The sequence below is a fragment of the Martelella sp. FOR1707 genome (assembly GCF_053484265.1).
Genome location: NZ_JBAKFP010000003.1, coordinates 206,951 through 231,997, shown reverse-complemented (window position 1 = coordinate 231,997; position 25,047 = coordinate 206,951). Strand labels below are relative to the sequence as shown.

Genomic DNA, 25,047 nt, shown 5'->3' with positions numbered 1-25,047 from the left:
ATGCTGTGCGTGCCGCCGGGGGAGAAAGAGGGCTTCAGACGAAAAAGGCCGGCGCAATCGGCCGGCCTTTGTTCATTGGTGTGGCAGGCGCGTTTATGCCATGCCGCGCTTGGAAAGATTGTCGCGATCGCTTTCCAGGGTCTCCACCCGCTCCTCGAGTCTTGCGAGCTTTGCCCGGTTGGCCTCGCTCATCCGTCCGGCGGTTTCGGCGGTGTAGACCACGTCGTTGGGGTCCGCCTTGCCGATGAACCGGCCGAAGACCCAGCGCAGAAGCCGTGCCAGATCATCCATGATCATGAAGAAGGCCGGCACCACCAGCAACGACAGCGCGGTCGACATGATGATGCCGCCGATCACCGCGATTGCCATCGGCGCGCGGAAGGACGAGCCTTCGCCAACGCCCAGCGCCGCCGGCAGCATGCCCGCCGACATCGCGATCGAGGTCATGATGATCGGGCGCGCGCGCTTGCGGCCTGCTTCCACCAAAGCCTGCCGCCGGTCGAGCCCGTGCCAGATCGCTTCCTTGGCGAAGTCCACCAGCAGGATCGCGTTCTTGGTGACGATGCCCATTAGCATCAAGAGCCCGATCAGCACCGGCATCGAGATCGGGTTGTTGGTGACGATCAGGGCGATCGCCACGCCGCCCAATGCCAGTGGCAGCGAGAACAGGATGGTGAACGGCTGGATCACATCCTTGAACAGCAGGATCAGCACCGCCAGCACCAGGAACAGGCCGAGCATCATGGCGTTGATGAAGCTCTGCTGCATTTCGGCGAGGATCTTGGCGTCGCCGCTTTCGGCGAGCGTTACGCTTGCGGGAAGATCGGTGTTCTCGACGATCTCGCGGAACCGCGCGGTCGCCGGATCGAGTGCCACCCCCGGCGGCAGGTTGGCCCCGATCGAGACCACGCGGTGGCGGTCATAGCGCTGCACCGTGCTGACGCCCTCGGAATAGTCTACATCGGCGACCACCGACAGCGGCACCATTTCGCCGGATGCGGTTTTGATCTTCAGCGCACGGATGGCGGCAAGGTCCCGCCTGAGTTCCAGATCGGTGCGCACCCGCACGGGGATCAGGCGGTTGTCGAGCGAAATCTTGGCCAGATTGGCGTCGACATCGCCGACGGTCGCCACGCGTACCGTTTCGGAAATCTGCGCCGGGGTGATGCCGAGACGGGCGGCGATTTCCTTCTTGGGCCGGATTTTCAGTTCCGGTCGCGGCAGAGCGCCTTCGGAGGAAACCTTGTCCAGCATCGGTTCGGACCTGAGCCTGGCCTCCAGTATGGCGACGGCCTCCTGCAGCTCCTCCTCATTGTCGGAGAGGAAGTTGAACTCGATATCGCGCTGTCCGCGGTCGTTGAGCTTGGTGATCCGAAGGTCGGGAATATCGGCAAGCCCGGCCAGGATTTCCTGTTCGATCTGCCATTGCGGGATTTCACGACCCGATGGCGGAATTTTCGGCAGATACTGCCCGATCAGCGGCAAGCCGCCGAGCATGTCGTTGACCAAAGCTTCGGGCAGCGAATGCGCCAGCTTGCCGAGCGTGACGGTGATGGTGGCCCGGCGATATTCGAGATCGCCCAGCGGCGAGGAACCGCCCAGCACGGTCACGTCCTCCACGCCGTCATAGCCTTCGATCCGCTCCGCGATCAGGTCGGTCATCTCCTCGGTGTCGGAAAGCCGCGCATTCGGCGGCAGTTCGACGGAGAGCACGATGCGCGAGGCATCTTCGGGCGGCAGGAAGCTGCCTGGAATGCGTGCCATGAAGAACAGCGATACGGCGAGAATACCGACAGCCGCTACCAGCGTGGCATAGCGCCACTTTGTGGTCCAGCGCACGGCGGCGGTATAGCCGCGCATGATCCGGCCGTCATTGTGCTCGGCGTCTTCCTTGTGCTTGTGCTTGGAGGGCTTCAGCATATAGGCCGCCATCACCGGGGTGATCAGGCGGGCGACCACCAGCGAGAAGAACACGGCGAATGCCACCGTCAGGCCGAACTGGATGAAGTATTGGCCCGGAATACCCGGCATGAACGACACCGGCGCGAACACCGCGATGATGGTGAAGCTCGTGGCGATCACCGCAAGGCCGATTTCATCGGCCGCCTCGAGCGCCGCGCGATAGGGCGTCTTGCCCATATTGATGTGGCGCTCGATGTTCTCGACCTCCACGATCGCATCATCGACGAGAATGCCGGTCGCCAGCGTCAGCGAGATCAGGCTCACCAGATTGAGCGAGAAGCCGAGCATGTCCATGATCCAGAAGGTCGGGATCACCGACAGCGGCAGGGCGACGGCGGCAATCAGCGTTGCCCGCCAGTTGTGCAGGAACAGAAACACCACGATGATGGCGAGCAGCGCGCCTTCGTACAGCGTGTCCATCGCGGCGGTGTAGTTGCCCTTGGTGAAATAGACGGCGTCATCGATCAGCGAGATCGAGACCTCCGGATTTTCCGCGCGCACCTCGTCCAGCGCCTCGGCCACCGCGTCGGCAACCGTCACTTCGCTCGCGCCCTTGGAGCGGAACACGCCGAAGGAGACCACCGGTTCGCCGCCGTGACGCGCGAAGGTGCGCGGCTCCTCATAGGTGTCCGTGACCGTGCCAAGGTCAGAAAGCCGGGCATACCGGCCGCCGCCAAGCGCGATCGTGGTGTTGGCGAGATCGGAAACGCTGCGGCTGTCGCCAAGCGTGCGGATCGCCTGTTCCGAGCCGCCGACCTGGCCGCGGCCCGAGCCGACATCCGCATTGGTCTGGCGCAGCTGCGCGTTCACCTCGGATGCGGTGATGCCGTAGCTTGCCAGTTTGTCGGCGTCGAGCGAGACCTGGATTTCGCGGTCCGCGCCGCCGTAGCGGTCGACCCGGCCGACGCCCTTGATGCCTTGCAGCGCGCGCTCCACCTTGTCGTCGACGAACCAGGAGAGTTCCTCCAGCGACATGTTGGGAGATGAGACGGCGAAGGTCTGGATCGCCTGGCCTTCAACGTCGATCTTGCGCACCACGGGGTCTTCGGCGGTGGCCGGCAGGTCGGAGCGGATATTGTCGATCGCGTCCTTGACGTCGCGCAGCGCCTCGTCGGGGCTGACTTCCATGCGGAACAGTACCGAGGTTGTCGAGATGCCGTCCGTCACCGTCGAGTTCAACTCGTCAACGCCGGTGACGCTCGCGATCGCGTCCTCGATCTTCTTGGTCACCTGCATTTCGAGCTCGGCCGGGGCCGCGCCGGACTGGGCCACGGTTACGGCCACGACAGGGACGTCGATATTCGGAAAGCGCGTGACGGCCATATCCTTGAAGGCCTGCAGGCCGAGGAACAGCAACAGACCCATCGCCAGAAGCGGCGCTACGGGATTTCGGATCGCCCAGGCTGAAAAATTCATCGCTCAGATCCTCAGTTGGACGCGGTGGCGGAGGCGGGCACCGGGTTGATGCGGTCGCCGGCGCGCACATAGGCGCCTGCCTTGGCCACCACCTGGTCGCCTTCGGAAAGCCCGCTTGTGATCTGAACGGTTTCGCCGTCCTGAATGCCGGTCTCAACCTCGACCACTTCCACAATGCCATCCTTGACGCGGCGCACCGTGGCGCTGCCCTGGCTGATATTGACTGCGGTCAGCGGCAGGGCGAGATCTTCCGCCTGCTTGGTGATGATTTCGGCGCTGGCATACATGCCGGCCCGCGCGCTTTCCGGGTTGTCGATGCTGATGAACACATCGGCAAGCCGGGTGGCGTCGTCGACGATCGGCGAGACCAGTCGCACCGTGCCCATGATCGGCCGGCTGGCGCCGACGAGCTCGATTTCCGCCTTCTGGCCGGCTTCGACCTTCATCACCGAATCTTCCGGAACCTGGGCCACGAGCTCGATCGCGCCATCCTCGATGATGGTGAACATCGGACTGGCGGAGCCGCTGGCGATTGCGCCGATCCGGGCGTTCTTGTCGGAGATCACGCCCGCGACCGGCGCCTTGATATTGGTGCGCTCCAGGCGCAGCGCGATATCCTCGATCTGTGCCTCCGTGACCGCGATTTCTGCGTTGGCGACCGCGATGGCCTCGCGGGCGGCAGCCGCGCTGGCATCGGCACGCAGGGCTTCGGTTTCGGCCTGCTCCAGTGCAGAGGTCGAGACCGAGCCGTTATCGGCGAGCCTCTTGGTACGCTCGAACTGGCGGCGCGCATCGGTCTGGGCGGCTTCGCTTGCGGTCAACTGGGCCTTCAACTGAGCAAGGCTCGCCTCGGCCCTGGCTTTGTTCGCCTGAAGGCTACTCCGTTCCAGCTCCAGCATGTCGGTGCGCAGGGTGGCAAGCACCGCACCGGCCTCGACCCGGTCGCCGATCTCGGCCTTTATGGTTTCGATCGAAAGCCCCTCCACCAGCGGCTGCACGAAAACTTCCTCGACCGGGCGGATGGTGCCGGTTGCCAGCACAATCTCGGTGAGCGGCTTTACCGTTGCATCGGTTACCACGATGGCGGGAAGGGAGACGGCCGGCTCGGTGGTCGCAGCGGCATCCGCAGCAAGGGCGGGTGCGGCGGCAAGTGCGAAAAGCACGGCGGTCGCGGCGGCAAGGCGGGTCGGTTTCGGCATGTAAAGTACCCCAGTCGGCCGGGAGGAGGCCGGTTCCTCGTGAGCTGTCGTTCCGTCGGAATGGCGGATTTCCAAGCTTGTTTACGTGTCGCGCCGGGCGGTCGGATTGCCGCCATGGCAAAATCTCAATATGGCAATCGCGAGAGCGGCCCTTGGGGCTTGCGTCGTCGCGTCGTGCGGCAGTTCGTCATCAACCCGGCATTTTTCAAGATGGCCTCGCGCTTTAAGCCGCATTAATTGAACCGGGTGGTTCGATTTAAAGCCGATCTGGTGCAAAAATGCAATACGCGCGACATCGAACCGATGCCGCGCGTATAAATTTAGCTGCCTGTATGGGCTTAGTTGGAAAGCGCCTCGTCGGTGATTTCCAGCGTATAGGCGCCTTCCGGCTCTTTGGTGATGACCGGGTCGGAACCGCCGCCGAGCAGAACCTCGACGGTGCGCTGGTAGTCGGCCGGGTCAAGCGCGCCGTTGGAGCCGGCGGTCAGCTTGGCGACTTCGCGCATCATCCGCTTCTGGTGCTTTTCGGTCTGGGCGCCGGTGTCGTCATAGTCGAGCACGATTTCGGCGGCTTCGTCCGGGTTTTCCTCGGCCCATTTCCAGCCCTTCATCGAGGCGCGGACGAACTTGACCATGTCTTCCTTGAACTTCGGATCGGCAAGGTCGTCTTCCAGCACGTAGAGGCCATCCTCCAGCGTCGCCACGCCTTCATCCTCATATTTGAAGGTGTTGAGCTGGTCCTCGGAAATGCCGGCATCCACGACCTGCCAGTATTCATTGTAGGTCATGGTGGAAATGCAGGCCGCCTGCTTCTGCAACAGCGGGTCGACGTTGAAGCCCTGCTTCAGCACCGTCACGCCATCCTCGCCGCCATCGGTCGGAATGCCGAGATGGGCCATCCACGACAGGAACGGATATTCATTGCCGTAGAACCAGACGCCGAGCGTCTTGCCGGGGAAATCCTCCGGGCTCATCACGTTGTTTTCCTTGAGACACGTCAGCATCATGCCGGAGGACTTGTAGGGCTGGGCGATGTTGACGAGCGGCACGCCCTTTTCGCGTGTTGCAAGCGCCGAAGGCATCCAGTCGACGATCACATCGGCGCCGCCGCCGGCCAGCACCTGTGCCGGGGCGATATCCGGGCCGCCGGGCTTGATGGTGACGTCGAGTCCTTCTTCCTCGTAGAAGCCCTTTTCCAGCGCGACATAGTAGCCCGCGAACTGGGCCTGCGTGACCCATTTGAGCTGCAGCGTGATTTCATCGGCGGAGAAGGCCTGCGACGCTCCAAGCATCATGCCGCCTGCGGCAAGCGCCGCGATAAAAGTCGATTTCATGGTTACGTTCCCCTATTTTGGCTTGTTGCATCACGACCGCCCCGAACGGACGGAGGGATGCCAGAAGGTGACGGCGCGCTGAATGAGCGCCACCGCCCCGTAGAACGCGGAGCCGGCAACCGCCGCCACCGCAATTTCGGCCCAGACCATGTCGATATTGGCCCGGCCCACTTCCGTGGAAATCCGGAAACCCATACCGACGGTGGGTGTGCCGAAAAATTCTGCCACAATAGCGCCGATCAGCGCCAGCGTGGAATTGATCTTCAACGCGTTGAATATGAATGGCCATGCGGCCGGCAGGCGCAGCTTGATCAGCGTCTGCGACCACGTGGCGGCATAGGTGCGCATCAGGTCGCGCTCCATGTCGCTGGCTGAAGCCAGCCCCTGAATGGTGTTGACAAGCATCGGAAAGAAGGTCGCAACCACCACCACGGCGGCCTTGGACGGCCAGTCGAAGCCGAACCACATCACCATGATCGGCGCGATGCCGACGATCGGCAGCGCCGAGACGAAATTGCCGAAGGGCAGCAGGCCCCGTTTCAGGAAGGGCGAGCGGTCGATCAGGATCGCCACGATGAAACCGGAGCCGCAGCCGAGCGCATAACCGATCAGCACCGCCTTCAGGAAGGTCTGGCGGAAATCGGCCCAGAGGATAGGCAGCGAGTTGGTGAGACGCACCCAGACATCGGAGGGCGCCGGCAGCAGGATCGGCGGTATGTCGAAGGCGATGACGACGCCTTCCCATATGATCAGGATCGCGAGGCCGAAGATGACCGGCACGGCAAACCATGCCAGCCGGTTCAGCACGCGATTGGAAAACTTCTGCCGCACCAGCCATTCGTTGAAAGCCCAGCCGCAGATCCAGAAGGCGAGCGCAAACCAGACGAAACCGCTCATGGCTTGACCCCCATGCGCTTCAGCACCGCAGCCTGCGCCACGCCGACAACCGCCACCAGGATAGAGGCAAGGATCGCCGCCATGAACAGCGCCGACCAGATCTGCACCGTCTGGCCGTAATAGGAGCCGGAGAGAAGCCGCGCGCCAAGCCCCGCCACGGCACCCGTCGGAAGTTCGGCGATGATCGCGCCGACCAGCGAGATCGCGATCGCGATCTTCAGCGAAGTGAACAGATAGGGCACGGCCGATGGCAGGCGCAGCTTCCAAAGCACCTGCCGGTCATTGGCGTTATAGGTGCGCATCAGGTCGAGCTGCAGCTGGTCGGGCGAGCGAAGCCCGGAGACCATGCCGACGGCGACCGGGAAGAACGAAAGATAGGTGGAAATCAGCGCCTTCGGCAAAAGCCCGGTGATGCCGATCGCATTCAGCACCACGATCAGCATCGGCGCGATCGCGATGATCGGGATCGTCTGGCTGGCAATGATCCACGGCATCATCGAGCGCTCCATCGTGCGGTTATGGACGATGGCGATCGCCAGAATGATGCCGAAACCCGAGCCGATGGCAAAGCCCAGCAGCGTGGAGGACAGCGTGATCCAGGCATGATAGACGAGGCTGCGCTTGGACGTGATCTTCTTGTTCGCTGTCGTATCCCAAAGCTCCGCCGCCACCTGATGCGGCGACGGCAGCACCGGCCGCTCCAGCGTGTAGGACTGTTTCACGACCTCGGAAAACGATATGTCGTGTCCCGCGCGCCGCGCCTGATCGGTGACGAACTGCTTGTTCATGACGACGACGAACACGCACCAGATGGCCAGTATGGCCAACACAACGGTGGCAACGGGAAGGACGCGCTCACGCAGCATGGCGGTGTCCTTTCCGGCCCTGCGCCGCCAATCGGGAAGCCGCAGCGCCGGCAAAACCCACCCCCCAATCTCTCCCCTTGAGGGAGAGATGTCGCGAAAGCGACAGAGAGGGGTGAACCCTGTCCGATCGGCTCAGAATGCGCGGCTGCCGCTGCACCCCTCTCTGCCCCTGTCGGGGTATCTCCCCCTCAAGGGGGGAGATTGTTTGGAGGTTGCCGCGTTCTTCAGCCTTCCCCCATTCTCTCCCGTCGTCCCGGCTCAAGGCCGGGGTGACGGTAGGTGGGTGCAGCAGGCATTTACTCATAAAGATGCCCCCGAGGTTCGCTTTGTTCAGGCCAGCCGTAAAGAATATCCGGAAGAGCTTCTTCATTGTCGCCATCGGTGCGGCGAAGCTCGGCAAAACCTTCCCGTTCATAGAAGCGTTGTGCTGCGACATTGGCCTGAAAAGTCCAGAGTCTCAGTCCTGTGGGCCGGTCCGTCTTGGCCCTTTCGAGAAGTGCCTTGCCGACGCCGCGCCCGCGTGCATTGGCGGCGACATAGAGTGCGGTGATGTAGTCATCATCGGAAAGAGCTGAAAATCCCAGAACTACGGCGTGATCTTCCGCGACGGACACGGTGCGTTCGACGAAGATCGTTTCGCGGTAGTGGCGGGCGACGTCGGCATGGTCGTGCACACGCGGCATCCACGGCGTCTCATCAATCCAGTCATTGAGAATGGCAGCACAGGCTGCCATATCTCTAATTTCGGCAGGGCGAAGCGTAAACTCACTCATAACTATGCCCCGCCCGTAGCCCCTCGCGCACACGATGCGCAATCTTCAAAAACTCCGGGCTTTCGCGAATATCGAGCGGGCGCTCCTTCGGCAGCGGGCTTTCGATCACGTCCGTCACGCGGCCGGGGCGGGGGCTCATCACCACGATCTTGGTTGAGAGATAGACGGCTTCGGGAATCGAGTGTGTCACGAAGCAGATGGTCTTGTCGGTCCGCGCCCAGAGCTTCAGAAGCTGCTCGTTCAGATGGTCGCGGACGATCTCGTCAAGCGCGCCGAAGGGCTCGTCCATCAACAGCAGATCGGCGTCGAAGGCGAGTGCGCGGGCGATCGAGGCGCGCTGCTGCATGCCGCCGGAAAGCTGCCATGGGAATTTTTTCCCAAAATTGGAAAGATCCACCAGCTCCAGCACGCGTTCAATGCGCCGGTTCTGGTCGGCCTTCGTATAGCCCATGATCTCCAGCGGCAAGGCGATGTTCTTCTCGATCGTACGCCACGGATAAAGCGCGGCGGCTTGAAACACATAGCCATAGGCGCGGTCGAGCCGGGCGTTTTCCGGCGTGGTGCCGTTGACGGTGATCTCGCCGGCGGTCTTCTTTTCCAGATCGGCGATCACGCGCAGAAACGTCGTCTTGCCGCAGCCCGACGGGCCGATGAAGGAAACGAAATCGCCCTTCTTCACATCAAGGTTGACGTCCTTCAGCGCATGCACCGGGCCATCATTGGTGTTGAAGGTGAGACAGAGGTCTTTCGCCGTGACGACGGATGTTTTTTCACTCATGAGGCGCTCCGGGTTTCGGCAAATCGGCGGGCGGCAATCGGGAACAGGTGCCTGCGGGTCAGTGCCGCGCGCTCGACATCGATCGGGCCATCGACCGGCAGCCATTTACACTCCTCGATCTCGGCCTGCGGTATGACCTCGGGTTCGGCAAGCCAGGAAAAGGCCTCCGCCTCAACGAACATGTCCGCTTCATTGGCGGCCTGTTCGCGGTAGCAGCCCTCGTAACGGAAGTTATCCGGCTCGGCTTCGAGCGCCAGTTCCTCGCGCAATTCGCGCAGTAGCGCCTCAAGCGGGGTTTCATCGGCATCAATCTTGCCGCCCGGCTGCATGAAGGCTGTGGTGCCGCGCTTGCGCACGGTGAGCATCTCACCCTGGCTGTTGATGATCAGCGCGACGGCGATGCGGATATCGGGGCTCATGCGCGCCGCTCCCATGCAAGCACGCCGGCCAGACCGATCAGCACGCCGCCGGCCACGGCCTCGATCCACAGCACCACCCGTCGGGTGATCACCCTGGCCAGCGCCGAAAAGGCCAGCGCATAGATCACCAGGATCGGCAGTTCGAGGAGCACCGATACGCTGCCGAACACCAGCATCTGCAAGGCCACCGGCCCGGCAGGGTCGATGAACTGCGGCAGGATGGCGACGAAGAAGGCGAGGTTTTTCGGATTCGCCGCCTGCACGCTGATGCCCTTCCAGTAGAGCTTCAGCGGGGGCGCGGCGATCCGGGGGGAGGCCTCGGTTGCAAGCGCAAGCGGGATATCGCCCCTCTCGCCGCTGCGCCAAGCGCGCCACAGCGGCAGGATCATTCCAAGGCCGAGCCATGCCAGATAGGCCGCGCCGACGATCTTCAGCACGTAAAACAGCGTGGCGCTGGCGAGGATCAGCGAGGCAACGCCCGCCGCCGACAGCGCGAAGTAGACCGCATTGGTAGTGAGGATGCCGGCGGCCGCCGCCTGCGAGCGCCAGAATCCCTGCCGCATCGACAGCCCGACCACCAGCAGCACGGCCGGGCCGGGCGAAAGACAGAGCAGGAATTCGGTCGCGGCAAACGCCGCCACGTTTGACCAGTCCATGGCTCAGACCCCGGAGCGCGGAATGCCGGAGCGTTCCACCTTGCGCGGCGCGACCAGTTCCTTCCAGGTGGAAAGCGCTGTGTTGACGGCAGTGAAGGGCTCGCGGGCGACGAACTTGCCGTGACCTTCCTCGGTCTTCACCGTGCTTTCTTCGATCACCACCTTGCCCCGCGAAAGCGTGAAGCGCGGCAAGCCCTTCACATGCTTGCCTTCGAACACGTTGTAATCGATGGCCGATTGCTGGCTGCCGGCGGAGATCGTCTTCTCGCGGGCAGGGTCCCAGACCACGATATCGGCGTCCGATCCCACCAGGATCGCGCCCTTCTTCGGGTAGATGTTGAGGATTTTCGCGATGTTGGTGGAGGTGACGGCGACGAATTCGTTCATCGTCAGCCGGCCCGTTGCCACACCATAGGTCCACAGCATCGGCAGCCGGTCCTCCAGCCCGCCGGTGCCGTTCGGGATCTTGGTGAAATCGCCGATGCCGGTGCGCTTCTGCTCGGTGGTGAAGGCGCAGTGGTCGGTGGCCACGCAGGAGAGCGAACCCGCCTGCAGCCCCGCCCAGAGACTGTCCTGATGCTGCTTGTTGCGGAATGGCGGCGACATCACCCGGCGGGCGGAATGGTCCCAGTCCTTGTCGAAATATTCGCTTTCGTCCAGCGTCAGATGCTGGATCAACGGCTCGCCATAGACCCGCATGCCCTTCTGGCGGGCGCGACGGATCGCCTCGTGGCTCTGTTCGCAGGAGGTGTGCACCACATAGAGCGGCACGCCGGCCATGTCGGCGATCATGATCGCGCGGTTGGTGGCCTCGCCCTCCACTTCGGGGGGGCGCGAATAGGCGTGGCCTTCCGGCCCGTCATTGCCCTCGGCCAGCAGCTTCGCCTGCATGCTGGCCACCACATCGCCGTTTTCGGCATGCACCAGCGGGAGCGCGCCCAGTTCGGCGCAGCGCTGGAACGAGGCATACATCTCGTCGTCATTCACCATCAGCGCGCCCTTGTAGGCCATGAAGTGCTTGAAGGTGTTGATGCCCTTTTCCTTGACGATGGTTTCCATCTCCTCGAACACCTGTTTGTCCCACCAGGTGATCGCCATGTGGAAGGAATAGTCGCAGTTCGCCAGCGTCGATTTATTGTCCCAGCGTTGCAGGGCATCGAGCAGCGACTGGCCGGGATCGGGCAGACAGAAATCGACAACCATCGTGGTGCCGCCGGCAAGGCCCGCGCGGGTGCCGCTTTCGAAATTGTCGCTGGAATAGGTGCCCATGAACGGCATTTCGAGATGGACATGCGGATCGATGCCGCCCGGCATGACATAGCAGCCCGCCGCATCCAGCGTCTCATCGCCGGAAAGATCGGGACCGATGTCGGTGATTACGCCGCCCTCGATCTTCACATCGGCCTTGTAGGTGAGGTCCGCGGTCACGACCGTGCCGCCCTTGATGACTGTGCTCATAACTGTTCCCTTCATGCTTTCCACGGGCGGTTTTCCGCTTCTCGTTATTTCTGTTCACTTGATCCGCCATTTTGGTCGCGGCGGAATGTTTTCTTCAAGTCCTCTCGGAGTGCCCGACGGATTCGGCCTGTTCACGCCGCGGCTTTTTGCTGGCCCGGTTAGCTTTTGCGGACCCGTCTCGGCGGTGACTGATGAGACCGGCTTGGCGCCGATGAAGCCGCGGGAGCGGAGCGGAGGCTTTTGCGTGGACTTCAATGGATCTGCTCCGTAGCGTGTGAGAAGCGGGTGGCGTCGCAGGCTTCCGTCAGGCGGTCTTCGAGAATGGCGACGATGGTTTCGAGCACGTCGTCTCTTTCTCTGAGTACCTCTTCGTTCCAGAATCGGATAACTGAAAAGCCTGCCTTGTTAATATAACGCGTCCTCTCCGTATCTCTCATACTTTCAGCATGTTGCGCGCCATCCAGCTCGACGACAAGCGCTTTTTCCCGACAGGCGAAATCGGCGATGTAGGGGCCGATCGGATACTGCCTGACAAACTTGAAACCGTTCAGATTGCGATTCCGCAGCTCGCGCCACAGCAGCTTTTCGGCATCCGTTTCGTTACGGCGCAGCGTTCGGGCAAACTGGGTTCGCGTGCTTGGCATGAGCCACCCTCATCCGGCCTTCGGCCACCTTCTCCCCTCAGGGGAGAAGGGGCGGCGCTTCGCGTCTTGGACAGTGATTGCGATGTTATTCAGAAAGCGCCCCACGCTCCCCCTCTCCCCGTGGGGAGAGGGTGGCGCGAATGCGCCGGGTGAGGGTGCGGCACCTGCCGTCATTCCACAATCTCCGCCGTCTTCAACACCGCCCTCAGCAGCACATCCGCCCCGGCGACCGCCCATTCCTTCGAAATTTCCTCGGCCTCGTTATGCGACAGCCCGTCGACGCAAGGGCACATGACCATGGTGGCGGGCGCGACTTTGGCGGCCCAGCAGGCGTCGTGGCCGGCGCCGGAGACGATGTCCATATGGCTGTAGCCGAGCTCGATGGCGGCCTCGCGGACATTGCCAACCAGTTCGGGATCGAAGGTGACGGGATCGAAATGGCCGACGGCTTCCACCGAACAGCCGACGCCGAGCGCCGCGCAGATTTCGGCCGCCTGCTTCTCGATCTTGGCCCGCATGCCATCAAGCTTGTCCTGGTCGACGGTGCGGATATCGACGGTGAAGGTTATGGTGCCAGGCAGCACGTTGCGGGAATTCGGCTTGAACACCATCTGGCCGACGCCGCCGACGGCATTGGGTTGGGCGTTCATCGCCACCTTCTGCACCATCTCCAGAATGCGCGCCATGGCGAGCCCGGCATTGACGCGCATCGCCATCGGCGTCGAGCCGGTATGGGCCTCCTTGCCGGTCAGCGTGAATTCCAGCCACCACAGGCCCTGACAGTGGGTGACGACGCCGATCTGCTTTTCCTCGGCCTCCAGGATCGGGCCCTGCTCGATATGGTATTCGTAATAGGCGTGCATCTTGCGCGCGCCGACCTCTTCATCGCCGACCCAGTCGATCCGCTTCAGTTCGTCGCCGAAGCTTTTTCCCTCGTGGTCCTTGCGGCGATAGGCATAGTCGAGGGTCAGCTCACCGGCGAACACGCCAGACGCCATCATCGCCGGCGCAAAGCGCGCGCCCTCCTCATTGGTCCAGTTGGTCACCACGATCGGGTGCCTGGTCTTGATGTCGAGATCGTTCAGCGTACGCACCAGTTCCAGAGCCGACAGCACGCCGAGCACGCCGTCATATTTGCCGCCGGTCGGCTGGGTGTCGAGATGGCTGCCAACATAGACCGGCAACGCATCCGGGTCGGTGCCGGCGCGGGTCATGAACATGGTGCCCATCTTGTCGACGCCCATGGTAAGCCCGGCTTGGTCGCACCATGCCTTGAACAGCGCGCGACCCTCGGCATCGGCATCGGTCAGCGTCTGGCGGTTGTTGCCGCCGGCAATGCCGGGGCCGATCTTCGCCATCTCCATCAGCGCGTCCCAAAGGCGGTCGCCATTGATCCGCATGTTTTCGCCTGCCGCCATTTTCTGCTCCCCTGGCTCTGTTCCCATTTGCGCCCTTGCGGCGTCTGTGGTGTTTTTGACCGGTTGGTAAACTTACAGCTTCCATCGCAAGGCTCAAGAGATCAATATGAAATTCGGCGGCAAATTTGGAAGAAATTGCCTAAGTTTTTGGCGTGAATTGATTTTGGGCAGAAACAGTCTATGGAATGCTGGGCGGAACGAGAAGAAAGCGGGCGAAAATGACGGCACGGGCGGCGAAGACGCAGCGGCGCACACGCATCCAGGTTGCGAAGGAAGAAGTGATTCTCGAAGCGGCCCTCGACGTGTTTTCGGCAAACGGTTTCCGCGGCGCAACCGTAGACCAGATCGCAGAAGTCGCCGGCATGTCCAAGCCCAACGTACTCTATTACTTCCGTTCCAAGGAAGCGATGTTTTCAGCGCTGATCGAAAGCGTGATGGACATCTGGCTCGATCCGCTGCGCGTTTTCGACGTCGACAAGGATCCGGAGGCGGAGCTGCGCTCCTATATCCGCCGCAAGCTGGAAATGGCCCGGGATTTTCCCCGCGAAAGCCGGCTGTTCGCCAATGAGGTGATCCAGGGCGCGCCCAATACGGAGGCGTTTCTGAAAGGCGAGTTGAAGGATCTGGTCGATGAGAAGGCCAAGGTCATCCGCGCCTGGCAGAAGGCCGGGAAGCTGCGCAAGGTTGACCCCTATCACCTGATCTTCTCGATCTGGGCGACGACCCAGCATTATGCCGATTTCGATGTCCAGGTGCGGGCGGTGCTCGGCGAGGGGCTGGCGGGCGAAGGCCGGTTCGAGGATGCGGCGCGCTATCTCGAAACCCTGTTCGTCAACGGGCTGATCGTGCGGTGAACGCGACCGTCAATCCATTTCGGGCGGGTCGGCGCTGAGGTCAAAATGGTCCACCCATCTGCGCTCGCGCGCGAAGCGTTCGAAGGCCTGGTTGTCGAGCGGCGGGGCGAAGAAGAAACCCTGAAACGCGTCGACGCCGAGGTCGCGCAGGATCCTTGCGTGTTCCAGCGTCTCGACGCCCTCGGCGATCACCTCGATGCCGAGCGCCTGGCCGATCTCGACAATCGAGGCGACCAGCCGGCGCTGGCTCTGGCCGGTGGTGATCGGGAAGACGAGCTGGCGGTCGATCTTCAGGCGCTTCGGCTCAAGCGCGAGCAGGCTCAGGATCGAGGCATAGCCGGTGCCGAAATCGTCGATCTCGACATCGACGCCGAGGGCCTTGATCTGGGCGACGCTGGTTTCCAGGCTGGTGCCCTGCTCATCGAAGGAGATCGATTCAAGCAGTTCGAGGCATAGCGATCCGGGTTTCGGAGCGATCTTCCGAATGCTGTCCAGCAGCCCGGGATCCACAAGGCGCTGGGCGGAGATGTTGACGGAAACATGCGGCACGGCGATGCCCATCTCACACCACGCCCTGTGCTGGGCGGCGGCCTTGTTCAGCACTACCGCATCGATGCGCGCAATCGAGCCGGTGGTCTCCGCCGTGGGGATGAAGTGACCCGGCGCCAGCATGCCGCGCTCGGGATGGCGCCAGCGCACCAGCGCCTCGGCGCCTTCAATTTCCAGCGTATGGGCTGAAATCTGCGGCTGATAGAAAACCTGGAACTGGTCGTTTTCCAGCGCCACCAGCAGTTCGTCGGCGACCTTCTTGTTGGTGATCGCGATGTTGCGCAGCGCGGCGTCGAAAACCACGGCCTGATTGCGGCCCATGCGCTTGGCTTCGTAGAGCGCGATCCCGCCATTGACCAGCACCTCGCGCATCGAGCTCGCCTCGTCATCCATCCAGGCAATGCCGACGCTCGCCGAAACGCGCACCTGATGCTCGCCATATTGCAGCGGTTTTCCAAGCGCGCGGATGATGTCCTGGGCGCGGCGGGAGAATTTTTCGACATCGCCGCTCCAATGCGTGACCAGCGTGAATTCGTCGCCGCCGACACGGGCCAGAAAGTCCCTCGGTCCGGCGATGGAACGCAGCATGTTCGCCGCATGGCGCAGCATTGCGTCGCCGGCGCTGTGGCCGAGCGTATCGTTGATTTCCTTGAACCGGTCGAGATCGATATGCAGCACGGCGTAGGGTGGCTCGACCGGCGCTTTCTCCTCGCCCTTCACAAACGCGGCTTCGAGGAAGCTTCGGTTGGGAAGCCCGGTCAGTCCGTCATGAAGTGCGTTGTGGCGCAGAACCGCCTGGGCGCGTTCCAGTTCCCGGTTCTTTTCCTGGGTCTGGGCATTCGCGCGCTTGATGTCCTCATGCAGCCTTATATCCTCGGTAATGTCCCAGTTGACGCCGACGACATGCGCTCGGCCGTCAATATCATTGTAGAACCCGCCGAATACCTGAAGGTGGCGCACGGACCCATCGTCGAGAACGATGCGGAAATCGCTGCGGAAATTCTGCTGCTCCGCCAGAAAATGCTCCAGCCTCTCGAATTCAAGCTGCCGGTCTTCCGGGTGCAGGTGGCGGGACCAGATTTCGACGCCGTTCATGCCGCTGTCGGGGCGCTCGCCGTAAAGCGCGTACATCCGCTCGTCCCAGATCGCTTCCCCGGTTTCGACATCCATGTCCCAGACGCCGATGCGCGAAGCCTCGAGCGCGAACTGCATGCGCTGCGACAACTGCTGCAGCTCCGCCTCGCGGGCCCGAAGTGCTGCGATGTTGCGGTTGCGTTCGCGCATCAGCTTGGCGATGCCGAGCACGAAGGCGATGATCAAAATGCCGACCGCGTCGATCAGCAGATGGCGAACCAGCCGCTGGCCGAACGGTTCTTGCCAACCCTCGCGCGGAATGGCCGCGACTGTCCAGTGGGTATTGGCGAGCTCGACGGTCTGCGTGACGGGGTCTCCGGCGAAGATGGCCTCGCCGCCGGAAAGGATCTGCGTTGGTCGTCCGTCGGCGCCGTCCTTGCCGACGGCGATTGCAAGCTCGGGATGGGCGGCGGCCACGGTATCGCCCAAAAGCAGGCGGTCCAGGTTGACAAGCGATGTGAGGATGCCCCAAGCCTCGTTATCGGGGCCGTCATAGAGCGGGTAGTAGACCACCAGCGCGTTGCCGCCCTGCACCAGTTCTATGGGGCCGTCGACCACCGGCTTGCGGGTCAGCAACGCCTTGTTGATTGCGACCATCTGTTCGGGCCGGTCGGTATAGCTGAGGCCGATTGCCTCTCGGTTTTCGGAAAAGGGAAACACCATTTCAATGGTCATGTCGCGGGCGAGCGCGAGGCTTTCCAGTGCCGAATCCTGTTCCAGCAGCTTGTCTGCGAGATCCTCGAACCGGCGCGGCGAAATCTCCGGCTCGAGCGAAATTGCGAGGCCAAGACCTTCCACCAGCTTCAGGTTCTCGCGGATTCCGCTCGTTACCCTCGCGCTTGAAAGCGCAATCTTCTCAGCCGTCTGCAGACGGAGGTTTCGGGTGAAGTTCGAATCCAGCTCGTGGTTGGTGAAATACATCGAGGCAAGCACCAGCACCGTGGCCGAAAGGGCCAGTATGTCGCTCGGAATGATGCCCCACCGTCTGGCCGCCTTCGCCGGTCCTGCCATGCCGTCCTGTCCGTTATCCCTGGCGATAAACATCGCAAAAATCTAATGAATAAGAGCGGATTATAGACGATGAAATTTAAAAAATACTATATAGACCGAATATTGTTTATAATTAACTATAATATTATTGGTATCTATTTTAGCTTATTTAATTATAACTAAAATAAAAAAGCCGCGGGAAAATGGCCCCGCGGCTTCAAATGTCGGCGATGCTTTGACCCTTGCTATTACTCGGCTGCTTTCGCCGCCATCGGGTTGTTGGGGTGCGTGGTCCAGTTGGCGTAGTCGGCCGATACACGCTCGCCGGTGCGCTGGTCCTTCTCGCCGGGCGCGAGCGTCACCATGTCGATGCAGTTTTCGACCGGACACACATTGACGCAGAGATTGCAGCCGACGCAGTCTTCCTCTTTCACCATGAAATGGCGTTCGCCGTCGACCATCGCCGTGATCGCCTGGTGCGAGGTGTCCTCGCAGGCGATGTGACAGCGGCCGCATTTGATGCAGGCGTCCTGGTCGATGCGGGCCTTGGTGATGGAATTGAGGTTGAGATACTGCCAGTCGGTGACGTTGGGCACCGCGCGACCGGAAAGCTCGTCAAGAGTCCGAAAGCCCTTGGTGTCCATATATGCCGAAAGCCCCGAAATCATTTCCTTGACGATCTTGAAGCCATAGGTCATCGCCGCGGTGCAGACCTGCACATTGCCGGCGCCGAGCACCATGAACTCCGCCGCATCCCGCCATGTCGTCACGCCGCCGATGCCGGAGATCGGCAGGCCGGCGGTTTCCGGGTCGCGGGCGATTTCGGCCACCATGTTGAGCGCGATCGGCTTGACTGCCGGGCCGCAATAGCCGCCATGGGTGCCCTTGCCGCCGACCGTCGGGTTGGGCGCGAAAGTGTCGAGGTCGACGGAGACGATGGAGTTGATCGTGTTGATCAGCGACACGGCATCGGTGCCCCCACGATGGGCCGCGCGGGCGGAGTGACGGATATCGGTGATGTTCGGCGTCAGCTTGGTGATCACCGGCATGCGGGTATATTGCTTGCACCAGCGCACCACCATCTCGACATATTCCGGCACCTGTCCGACGGCGGCGCCCATGCCGCGCTCGGACATGCCGTGGGGACAGCCGAAATTGAGTTCGATGCCGTCCGCGCCGGTCTCTTCGACCAGCGGCAGGATCGCCTTCCAGCTTTCCTCCTCGCAGGGCACCATGATCGACACCACGATGGCGCGATCCGGCCAGCGCATCTTCACTTCCTTGATCTCGCGCAGGTTCAGATAGAGATCGCGGTCGGTGATCAGTTCGATATTGTTGAGGCCGAGAAGTCGGCGGTCGGCGCCCCAGATCGCGCCATAGCGCGGGCCGTTGACGTTGACGACCGGCGGGCCTTCCTCGCCGAGCGTCTTCCACACCACGCCGCCCCAGCCCTCACGGAAGGCGCGTTCGACATTATAGGCCTTGTCCGTTGGCGGTGCGGAGGCGAGCCAGAACGGATTGGGCGATTTGATGCCGACGAAATTGTTGGAAAGATCAGCCATTGTCTTCTCTCCTCAGGCCACGGCCGTCACAAGCGGCGCTTCGCCCGCAAGAACGTGATTGATGGAAATCGCGGCATCGCGGCCTTGCGCGACCGAGGTCACCGTCAGGTCCTCGCCCTTCTTGACGCAGTCGCCGCCGGCCCAGACATCGGGTAGCGAGGTGCGGCCCTCGGCATCGATGGCGATACGGCCGTTTTCGAGTTTCAGGCCCTCCAGATGCTCGGTGACAAACGTCTGGCCGATCGCCTTCAGCACGTGGTCGGCGGCAATCACGCCGGTCTCGCCGGTGGGTACCAGCTTGCCGTCCCTGATCTCGGTGTGCTCGAACAGCACGCCGGCGACCTTGCCGTCCTCGCCGAGAATTTCCTTCGGCGCCAGATAGTGGCGGATGAAGACGCCGCGCGAGGCCGCAAGCTCCTGCTCGAATTTCGAGGCGCCCATAGCATCCGCGCCGCGCCGGTAACAGAGCGTCACTTCTTCCGCGCCGAGCAGCTTCGACTGCACGGCAGCGTCGATGGCGGTCATGCCGCCGCCGAGCACCACGACGTGGCTGCCGACGGCGATCTCGGCGAGATCGTCGGCCTGCCGGATCGCCGCGATGAAATCGACGGCGTTTTCGCAGCCTGCAAGGTTTTCGCCCGGGATGCCGAGTTCGTTGACGCCGCCGAGGCCGATGCCGAGGAAGACGGCATCATAATCGCGGCGCAGCTCGCCGAGCGTATAATCGCGGCCGAGCATCTGCCCGCCGCGGATCTCGATACCGCCGATCTCCAGCAGATATTCGATTTCCTTCTGGGCGAAATCGTCGACCGTCTTGTAGGCGGCGAGACCATATTCATTGAGCCCGCCGGCTTTGTCCTTTGCTTCCAGTACAATGACATCGTGACCGGCCATGGCGAGACGATGGGCGCAGGCAAGGCCTGCGGGGCCCGCGCCGACGACGGCAACGCGCTTTCCGGTCTCGTGGGCTCGGGTATAGAACTGCCGGTTCTCGGCCATCGCCGCATCGGTGGCATAGCGCTGCAACAGGCCGATCTCGACGGGCTTTTCCTCCGCCGTGTTGCGCACACAGGCTTCCTCGCACAGCGTCTCGGTGGGACAGACCCGGGCGCACATGCCGCCGAAAATATTCTGGTCGAGGATGGTCTTCGCAGCGCCAAGCGGATTGTCGGTCGATATCTGGCGGATGAACAGCGGGATATCGATCGCGGTGGGACAGGCCGTCATGCACGGCGCGTCATAGCAGAAATAACAGCGATCCGCCTCGACAGCCGCCTCATGCCGGTCGAGCGGAGGGTGCAGGTCGGAAAAATTGCCCTTGTATGAATCGGGCGCAAGTCGCCCGCCCTTCAGGGCCGGGTTCAATTCTCGCATAGCAATGTTCCCCAATTTTTGGTTGTTGGGGAAATGCTACCGCGAAAATAAATATTTATCAAACGGTAAAAGTTTGGGTGCGTGGGCGCTTCCCTCGGTCCGCTGTTCAGCTTTGATGTTGATCATTGCATTGGAAACATGGTGTCTGTCGGCTTCGCAAAAACTGCCGGAAGCCCGTCATGACCAAATCGCCGCTGCTGATCGACCTCAAATTCTCCGACCGCGCCGCCGTCATCGCCGCGCTGAAGCGCCATTTCGTCGATCGCGAGGTTATCGATCTCGGCGCGGCGGAGAATGCCGGGCGCGATCTTTCCGATTGCCGCTACGCGATCCTGTGGCAGCCGGACGCGGACCTGTTTTCCCGCGCGAAGAACCTCGATGTGCTGTTTTCCGGCGGGGCGGGCGTCGACAAGGTTCTGGCGCTGGAAGGCCTGCCGGATGCGCCGCTGGTGCGCTTCGTCGACCCGTCGTTGACACGCCGCATGAGCGAATATGTCGTGCTGCAGTGCCTCTTTCACCTGCGTCAGGTCACCGCCTATCACGCCAGCCAGAAGGTCCGGCGCTGGCAGCCGCTGCCGCAGCCGGAAGCAGGCGCGGTGACCGTCGGGATCATGGGGCTCGGCGAACTCGGGCGCGATGCGGCGGCGAAGCTGAAGATGATGGGCTTCAACGTGATCGGCTGGTCGCGGACGGCCAAGAGCATTGAAGGGATCGAAACCTTTGACGAGGCGGGCCGCGATGCCTTCCTCGCCAGGACCGATATCCTGGTCGGCCTGCTGCCGCTGACGGCTGAGACCACGGGCCTTTACAATCTGGCGCTGTTCGAAAAGCTGAGAAGCGACGGTCCGCTCGGCGCGCCGGTGTTCATCAATGCCGGCCGCGGCGGCTCGCAGGTGGAAGCCGATATCGTTACGGCGCTCGATCGCGGCCTTCTCGGCGGCGCCTCGCTCGATGTGTTCGAGACCGAGCCGCTTCCCGCCGAAAGCCCGCTCTGGGATCGCGAAAACGTCGTGATCACCCCGCATGTGGCGGCAGACAGCGATATCGGCGCGCTGTTTGCCCATGTCGAGCGCCAGATTGCGCGCTATGAGGCGGGAGAGCCGCTCGAGCATGTCGTTGGTCGCGAGCGGGGCTACTGAGAAACGGAACAATCGGCGCGGCCTTGACGTTTTTCCTTCAGCTGAACCCGTAAGCGGCAGGCAAGGAGGAAGTCATGGCAACGCATTTCGATCCCAAGGAAGTCCGCCCCGTCAAATATCCGGGTGAGGAAGACTATCCGCAGAACAAAGAAGACAATGGCGGCGTGTCGCCGACCGAAAGCCGGCACCTCAATCGCGGGCAGACCGTGATCATGATCCTGATCGCGATCATGGTCGGCGTCGTCCTGATATGGGGCGGCGCGGAATGGCTTTTCGATACGCCGGCAGTGGAGTGATTGATGACTGACCCGAACTACACGAATAAGACCGATGAACGCGATACCGGCAAGTCCGAACTGTCGCCGAACGAGGCGCGCCAGTCCGAAAGGGGCCGTGGCGTGATCTATGTCCTCGGCGGCGGCCTCGTGCTGGCCATGATAGTCTGGGGGGTGATGGAGCTGTTTGCGCCGAAGGGCGGAAGTCCCGAGGTCGAGACCGTGACCGAGGATGCCGAACAGGTCGCCCCTGCTGCGGACTAGGAGGCCGTTAGTTTAAACGCGCCCTTTAAACTCGGGTTGAGCAAAAGCGCCGCCGCGCTCTGGATTTCCGATAACAGAGCGGCTAAATCATGGGCCCTGAGGGGCGCATTACCGCCCTTCACGCGAATGACGCCTGAAGGGAGCGGGAGGCGATGGCCAAGACCGATATTGCCACACGGGTCTATGATCACAGCTGGAAGCTCGACCCGATCATCCGCAGCCTTCTGGATACCGATTTCTATAAATTGCTGATGCTGCAGATGATCTGGAAGCTCTATCCGGACGTCAACGCCACCTTCTCGCTGATCAACCGCACAGCCTCCGTCCGCCTTGCCGACGAGATCGACGAGGGGGAACTGCGCGCCCAGCTCGACCATGCGCGCGAGATTAAACTCACCAAGAAGGAAATGATCTGGCTTGCGGGCAACAGTTTTTACGGCCGCTCGCAGATTTTCGAGCCTGAATTCCTGACCTGGCTCGCCAATTTCCGCTTGCCCGAATATGAGCTGACGCGCCATGACGGCCAGTATCAGCTGACCTTTCATGGCCGCTGGATGGAAACCACGATGTGGGAGATACCGGCGCTCTGCATCATCAATGAGTTGCGTTCGCGCGCGGCGCTGAAGGGCATCGGCCTGTTCACGCTGGACGTGACCTATGCCCGCGCCAAGGCCAAGATGTGGTCGAAGGTCGAGCGGCTGGCGGCGCTCGACGGGCTCAGAATATCCGATTTCGGCACCCGCCGCCGGCATTCCTTCCTGTGGCAGCGCTGGTGCGTGGAAGCGCTGAAGGAAGGCATCGGCCCGGCCTTTACCGGCACCTCCAATGTGCTGCTCGCCATGGATACCGATCTGGAAGCCGTGGGCACCAACGCTCACGAACTGCCGATGGTGGCGGCCGCCCTTGCCGAAACCGACGAGCAACTCGCCGCGGCCCCCTACAAGGTAATGCAGGACTGGAACAAGCTCTATGGCGGCAACCTGCTGATCGCGCTGCCGGATGCCTATGGCACGGCGGCCTTCCTGCGTAATGCGCCGGAATGGGTTGCCGACTGGACCGGCTTCCGCCCTGACAGCGCGCCGCCGATCGAGGGTGGCGAGAAGATCATCGCCTGGTGGAAGAAGATGGGCCGCGATTCGCGCGAGAAAATCCTGATCTTCTCCGACGGGCTGGACGTCGATGCCATCATCGAGACCTACAAGCATTTCGAGGGCAGGGTGCGCATGAGCTTCGGCTGGGGCACCAATCTCACCAATGATTTCATCGGCTGCGCGCCGCATCGCGTCGGCGGGCTGAAGCCGATCTCGATCGTCTGCAAGGTCTCCGATGCCAATGGTCGTCCGGCGGTGAAGCTTTCCGACAATCCGCAGAAGGCGACCGGCGATCCGGCGGAGGTCGAGCGCTACCTGAAGTTCTTCGGCTCCGAGGACATGGTCGATCATCCGGTGATGGTCTGACATGCATATCCGCGAAGGCAGGGCAGAGGATCTCGACGCGCTCTACGCGATCGCGCTTGTAACCGGCGACAATGGCCGAGATGCGAGCGCGCTCTACGACGATCCGCAGATGATCGGCCATATCTATTCCGCGCCCTATCTCAGGGTCGATGGCGGCTTCTGCTTCGTGGCCGAGGATGAGGCGGGCGTCTGCGGTTATGTTGTGGGCACCGCCGATACCGAGGCCTTCGCGCGGACGCTGGAGGCAGACTGGTGGCCGGCGCTCAGGAAGCGCTACCCGGAGCCGGCTGCGCAAAGCAGCGCGCAGTGGTCGCCGGATGAATGGCGCGCCCATCTGTTTCACCACCCGGAAATGCCGCCGCCGGTAGTGGTCGAGGCCTATCCGGCGCATCTGCACATGAACCTCCTGGAGCGCGCCCGCGGCCATGGGCTCGGGCGTCAGCTTCTCGGCGCGGCGTTAAGGCGGCTTGCGGAACTTGGGGCCAGTCATGTTCATGTCGGGGCCGGCTGGACCGAGGCCGGCGGAGCCGCATTCTGGCAGGCTTCGGGGTTTGAGGTGCTGGACGAGAGCGAGCGCGGCGTCGTCTATCTCGGCCGCGCCGTCCCTCCGCTCGATGGGCCGATACGGTAGGATTCGCCGGGGGAAGGCGGTCTTCTCAAAAGCGTTTTCCCGTCGCCGGTCGCGGCGTTGCGAAACGATCCGACACCTTTGGCTCTGTCATGCGTTCTCTCCTCATAAAGGGAGAACACATGTTTTTTGAAAGCTGGAACGGCATTATCCGCGTCCTCGTGGTCGGCGGAGCCTCCTATATTGCGCTGGTGCTGATGTTGCGGATCAGCGGCCAACGCACGTTGAGCAAGCTCAACGCCTTCGATCTTGTCGTTACCGTCGCGCTCGGCTCGGTTCTGGCAACGGTCATGCTCAGCAAATCGGTGCCGCTGGCGGAAGGCGTTCTGGCGCTTGCCGTGCTGATCTTCCTGCAGTTCGCCATCACCTGGCTCTCCGTCAGGTCGCCGGTAGTAAGCAGGCTCGTCAAAAGCGAGCCGGCGCTGGTCTTCCGCGACGGGGTCTTCCTCGAAAAGGCGATGAAGCGTGAACGACTGACAGAAGACGAGGTGCGCGCAGCCATCCGCTCCTCCGGCACGGCGGAGCCTGCGGCCATTTCCGCGGTGATCCTGGAAACGGATGGGTCGCTCAGCGTCGTGAAGCGCCCCGAGGACCCTCAACTGGCCGGCGTTCCCGGCACCGAAAGCCTGTAGGTCGTCCACGCAGGTTTGTCCGCAGAAATCCGCATTCCGCCGCATTGACTTGGCTTGTCGCAGACCCGTAAATAGGTCCCGGATCAGGTTCCGTTCGCAAGAACGGATGAAAAGGGAACGCGGTTCAAAACCGCGGCTGCCCCCGCAACTGTAACCGTTGAGCCATTTCCACCACGTCACTGGGCACATGTCCGGGAAGACGGAAATTGAGGCGATGACGCGGAAGCCAGGAGACCTGCCCGATCCGGTCACCCATGCTTGAACACGGGGTTCTTGTTCAGGCGCGGTCGTCCGTCGCGGTGACATTCGAAAACGATGTTGCCGTGGATGGATGGTCGGGCCAAACCGATTTCCCATTCCCCACGGTGC

At 62.3% G+C, this 25,047-nt stretch carries 23 protein-coding genes and 1 riboswitch; of the genes, 8 read left to right on the top strand and 15 right to left on the bottom strand.

Going from position 1 to position 25,047, the window contains the following annotated elements:
* Window positions 1-93 precede the first annotated feature (93 nt).
* A complete protein-coding gene (locus tag V6765_RS09000; RefSeq protein WP_448427903.1) occupies window positions 94-3,378 on the bottom strand; it encodes an efflux RND transporter permease subunit in 3,285 nt (1,094 codons plus the stop codon).
* Window positions 3,379-3,389: 11 nt separating this feature from the next.
* On the bottom strand, window positions 3,390-4,577 hold the full coding sequence (locus V6765_RS08995) for an efflux RND transporter periplasmic adaptor subunit (RefSeq protein WP_448427901.1): 1,188 nt from the start codon (window positions 4,575-4,577) through the stop codon (window positions 3,390-3,392).
* Window positions 4,578-4,616: 39 nt separating this feature from the next.
* Between V6765_RS08995 and V6765_RS08990 the strand changes: the two genes are divergently transcribed.
* Window positions 4,617-4,814 (top strand): hypothetical protein, encoded by a 198-nt coding sequence (locus tag V6765_RS08990; RefSeq protein WP_448427899.1) that lies wholly within the window; start codon window positions 4,617-4,619, stop codon window positions 4,812-4,814.
* A gap of 101 nt (window positions 4,815-4,915) precedes the next feature.
* Here V6765_RS08990 and V6765_RS08985 read toward each other — a convergent pair whose 3' ends face one another.
* The 10 genes from V6765_RS08985 to V6765_RS08940 form a co-directional block, all read right to left on the bottom strand.
* The gene (locus tag V6765_RS08985) at window positions 4,916-5,911 is read right to left on the bottom strand and encodes an ABC transporter substrate-binding protein (RefSeq protein WP_448427897.1); all 996 of its coding nucleotides are present in this window, start codon (window positions 5,909-5,911) and stop codon (window positions 4,916-4,918) included.
* A 30-nt stretch (window positions 5,912-5,941) separates the two neighbouring features.
* Window positions 5,942-6,808, bottom strand: coding sequence for an ABC transporter permease (locus tag V6765_RS08980; RefSeq protein ID WP_448427895.1), 867 nt, complete (start codon window positions 6,806-6,808; stop codon window positions 5,942-5,944).
* Window positions 6,805-7,674 (bottom strand): ABC transporter permease, encoded by an 870-nt coding sequence (locus tag V6765_RS08975; protein WP_448427893.1) that lies wholly within the window; start codon window positions 7,672-7,674, stop codon window positions 6,805-6,807. Before V6765_RS08975 ends, V6765_RS08980 begins: the two co-directional genes overlap by 4 nt.
* Before the next feature lie 296 nt (window positions 7,675-7,970).
* On the bottom strand, window positions 7,971-8,447 hold the full coding sequence (locus V6765_RS08970; RefSeq protein WP_448427891.1) for an N-acetyltransferase family protein: 477 nt from the start codon (window positions 8,445-8,447) through the stop codon (window positions 7,971-7,973).
* Complete coding sequence (locus V6765_RS08965) at window positions 8,440-9,225, bottom strand: ABC transporter ATP-binding protein (RefSeq protein WP_448427889.1); 786 nt, start codon at window positions 9,223-9,225, stop codon at window positions 8,440-8,442. Before V6765_RS08965 ends, V6765_RS08970 begins: the two co-directional genes overlap by 8 nt.
* Entirely contained in the window at window positions 9,222-9,644 is a 423-nt protein-coding gene (locus tag V6765_RS08960; RefSeq protein WP_448427887.1) for an NUDIX hydrolase, read from the bottom strand. The genes V6765_RS08965 and V6765_RS08960 overlap by 4 nt, the downstream gene beginning before the upstream one ends.
* Window positions 9,641-10,300 carry a LysE family translocator gene (locus V6765_RS08955; RefSeq protein WP_448427885.1) on the bottom strand — a complete coding sequence of 220 codons (660 nt, stop codon included), beginning with the start codon at window positions 10,298-10,300 and terminating at the stop codon, window positions 9,641-9,643. The genes V6765_RS08960 and V6765_RS08955 overlap by 4 nt, the downstream gene beginning before the upstream one ends.
* A gap of 3 nt (window positions 10,301-10,303) precedes the next feature.
* Window positions 10,304-11,758: a dihydropyrimidinase gene (gene hydA, locus V6765_RS08950; protein ID WP_448427883.1), complete on the bottom strand. Its 1,455-nt coding sequence runs from the start codon at window positions 11,756-11,758 to the stop codon at window positions 10,304-10,306.
* 251 nt (window positions 11,759-12,009) lie between these two features.
* Window positions 12,010-12,402 carry an endonuclease domain-containing protein gene (locus V6765_RS08945; RefSeq protein ID WP_448427881.1) on the bottom strand — a complete coding sequence of 131 codons (393 nt, stop codon included), beginning with the start codon at window positions 12,400-12,402 and terminating at the stop codon, window positions 12,010-12,012.
* A 170-nt stretch (window positions 12,403-12,572) separates the two neighbouring features.
* Window positions 12,573-13,820, bottom strand: coding sequence for a Zn-dependent hydrolase (locus V6765_RS08940; protein ID WP_448427879.1), 1,248 nt, complete (start codon window positions 13,818-13,820; stop codon window positions 12,573-12,575).
* Window positions 13,821-14,038: 218 nt separating this feature from the next.
* Here V6765_RS08940 and V6765_RS08935 point away from each other — a divergent pair, with 218 nt between their 5' ends.
* Window positions 14,039-14,674 carry a TetR family transcriptional regulator C-terminal domain-containing protein gene (locus tag V6765_RS08935; protein ID WP_448427877.1) on the top strand — a complete coding sequence of 212 codons (636 nt, stop codon included), beginning with the start codon at window positions 14,039-14,041 and terminating at the stop codon, window positions 14,672-14,674.
* Between the two features lie 9 nt (window positions 14,675-14,683).
* On the opposite strand, the gene V6765_RS08930 is transcribed toward V6765_RS08935, so the two are convergent.
* The 3 genes from V6765_RS08930 to V6765_RS08920 all read right to left on the bottom strand — a co-directional run bounded on the left by V6765_RS08930 (window position 14,684) and on the right by V6765_RS08920 (window position 20,283).
* Window positions 14,684-17,368, bottom strand: coding sequence for a bifunctional diguanylate cyclase/phosphodiesterase (locus V6765_RS08930; protein ID WP_448427875.1), 2,685 nt, complete (start codon window positions 17,366-17,368; stop codon window positions 14,684-14,686).
* A gap of 227 nt (window positions 17,369-17,595) precedes the next feature.
* Entirely contained in the window at window positions 17,596-18,909 is a 1,314-nt protein-coding gene (preA, locus tag V6765_RS08925) for an NAD-dependent dihydropyrimidine dehydrogenase subunit PreA (RefSeq protein ID WP_448427873.1), read from the bottom strand.
* Between the two features lie 12 nt (window positions 18,910-18,921).
* Window positions 18,922-20,283: an NAD(P)-dependent oxidoreductase gene (locus tag V6765_RS08920; RefSeq protein ID WP_448427871.1), complete on the bottom strand. Its 1,362-nt coding sequence runs from the start codon at window positions 20,281-20,283 to the stop codon at window positions 18,922-18,924.
* Between the two features lie 179 nt (window positions 20,284-20,462).
* Here V6765_RS08920 and V6765_RS08915 point away from each other — a divergent pair, with 179 nt between their 5' ends.
* The 6 genes from V6765_RS08915 (at window position 20,463) to V6765_RS08890 (ending at window position 24,678) form a co-directional block, all read left to right on the top strand.
* Window positions 20,463-21,422: a 2-hydroxyacid dehydrogenase gene (locus V6765_RS08915; RefSeq protein ID WP_448427869.1), complete on the top strand. Its 960-nt coding sequence runs from the start codon at window positions 20,463-20,465 to the stop codon at window positions 21,420-21,422.
* Window positions 21,423-21,496: 74 nt separating this feature from the next.
* Entirely contained in the window at window positions 21,497-21,718 is a 222-nt protein-coding gene (locus V6765_RS08910; RefSeq protein ID WP_448427867.1) for a hypothetical protein, read from the top strand.
* 3 nt (window positions 21,719-21,721) lie between these two features.
* Window positions 21,722-21,961: a hypothetical protein gene (locus V6765_RS08905; protein WP_448427865.1), complete on the top strand. Its 240-nt coding sequence runs from the start codon at window positions 21,722-21,724 to the stop codon at window positions 21,959-21,961.
* Window positions 21,962-22,113: 152 nt separating this feature from the next.
* Window positions 22,114-23,418: a nicotinate phosphoribosyltransferase gene (gene pncB / locus V6765_RS08900; RefSeq protein ID WP_448427863.1), complete on the top strand. Its 1,305-nt coding sequence runs from the start codon at window positions 22,114-22,116 to the stop codon at window positions 23,416-23,418.
* 1 nt (window position 23,419) lies between these two features.
* Window positions 23,420-24,049, top strand: coding sequence for an N-acetyltransferase family protein (locus V6765_RS08895; RefSeq protein WP_448427861.1), 630 nt, complete (start codon window positions 23,420-23,422; stop codon window positions 24,047-24,049).
* 119 nt (window positions 24,050-24,168) lie between these two features.
* The gene (locus V6765_RS08890; protein ID WP_448427859.1) at window positions 24,169-24,678 is read left to right on the top strand and encodes a DUF421 domain-containing protein; all 510 of its coding nucleotides are present in this window, start codon (window positions 24,169-24,171) and stop codon (window positions 24,676-24,678) included.
* Between the two features lie 68 nt (window positions 24,679-24,746).
* A riboswitch (cobalamin riboswitch) is annotated at window positions 24,747-24,935 on the top strand.
* Window positions 24,936-25,047 lie beyond the last annotated feature (112 nt).

Excerpts from the sequence above, each read along its gene's own strand:
- V6765_RS09000 (WP_448427903.1), bottom strand. The coding sequence starts at position 3,378 with ATGAATTTTTCAGCCTGGGCGATCCGAAATCCCGTAGCGCCGCTTCTG.
- V6765_RS08995 (WP_448427901.1), bottom strand. The coding sequence starts at position 4,577 with ATGCCGAAACCGACCCGCCTTGCCGCCGCGACCGCCGTGCTTTTCGCA.
- V6765_RS08985 (WP_448427897.1), bottom strand. The coding sequence starts at position 5,911 with ATGAAATCGACTTTTATCGCGGCGCTTGCCGCAGGCGGCATGATGCTT.
- V6765_RS08980 (WP_448427895.1), bottom strand. The coding sequence starts at position 6,808 with ATGAGCGGTTTCGTCTGGTTTGCGCTCGCCTTCTGGATCTGCGGCTGG.
- V6765_RS08975 (WP_448427893.1), bottom strand. The coding sequence starts at position 7,674 with ATGCTGCGTGAGCGCGTCCTTCCCGTTGCCACCGTTGTGTTGGCCATA.
- V6765_RS08970 (WP_448427891.1), bottom strand. The coding sequence starts at position 8,447 with ATGAGTGAGTTTACGCTTCGCCCTGCCGAAATTAGAGATATGGCAGCC.
- V6765_RS08965 (WP_448427889.1), bottom strand. The coding sequence starts at position 9,225 with ATGAGTGAAAAAACATCCGTCGTCACGGCGAAAGACCTCTGTCTCACC.
- V6765_RS08960 (WP_448427887.1), bottom strand. The coding sequence starts at position 9,644 with ATGAGCCCCGATATCCGCATCGCCGTCGCGCTGATCATCAACAGCCAG.
- V6765_RS08955 (WP_448427885.1), bottom strand. The coding sequence starts at position 10,300 with ATGGACTGGTCAAACGTGGCGGCGTTTGCCGCGACCGAATTCCTGCTC.
- hydA (WP_448427883.1), bottom strand. The coding sequence starts at position 11,758 with ATGAGCACAGTCATCAAGGGCGGCACGGTCGTGACCGCGGACCTCACC.
- V6765_RS08945 (WP_448427881.1), bottom strand. The coding sequence starts at position 12,402 with ATGCCAAGCACGCGAACCCAGTTTGCCCGAACGCTGCGCCGTAACGAA.
- V6765_RS08940 (WP_448427879.1), bottom strand. The coding sequence starts at position 13,820 with ATGGCGGCAGGCGAAAACATGCGGATCAATGGCGACCGCCTTTGGGAC.
- V6765_RS08935 (WP_448427877.1), top strand. The coding sequence starts at position 14,039 with ATGACGGCACGGGCGGCGAAGACGCAGCGGCGCACACGCATCCAGGTT.
- V6765_RS08930 (WP_448427875.1), bottom strand. The coding sequence starts at position 17,368 with ATGGCAGGACCGGCGAAGGCGGCCAGACGGTGGGGCATCATTCCGAGC.
- preA (WP_448427873.1), bottom strand. The coding sequence starts at position 18,909 with ATGGCTGATCTTTCCAACAATTTCGTCGGCATCAAATCGCCCAATCCG.
- V6765_RS08920 (WP_448427871.1), bottom strand. The coding sequence starts at position 20,283 with ATGCGAGAATTGAACCCGGCCCTGAAGGGCGGGCGACTTGCGCCCGAT.
- V6765_RS08915 (WP_448427869.1), top strand. The coding sequence starts at position 20,463 with ATGACCAAATCGCCGCTGCTGATCGACCTCAAATTCTCCGACCGCGCC.
- V6765_RS08910 (WP_448427867.1), top strand. The coding sequence starts at position 21,497 with ATGGCAACGCATTTCGATCCCAAGGAAGTCCGCCCCGTCAAATATCCG.
- V6765_RS08905 (WP_448427865.1), top strand. The coding sequence starts at position 21,722 with ATGACTGACCCGAACTACACGAATAAGACCGATGAACGCGATACCGGC.
- pncB (WP_448427863.1), top strand. The coding sequence starts at position 22,114 with ATGGCCAAGACCGATATTGCCACACGGGTCTATGATCACAGCTGGAAG.
- V6765_RS08895 (WP_448427861.1), top strand. The coding sequence starts at position 23,420 with ATGCATATCCGCGAAGGCAGGGCAGAGGATCTCGACGCGCTCTACGCG.
- V6765_RS08890 (WP_448427859.1), top strand. The coding sequence starts at position 24,169 with ATGTTTTTTGAAAGCTGGAACGGCATTATCCGCGTCCTCGTGGTCGGC.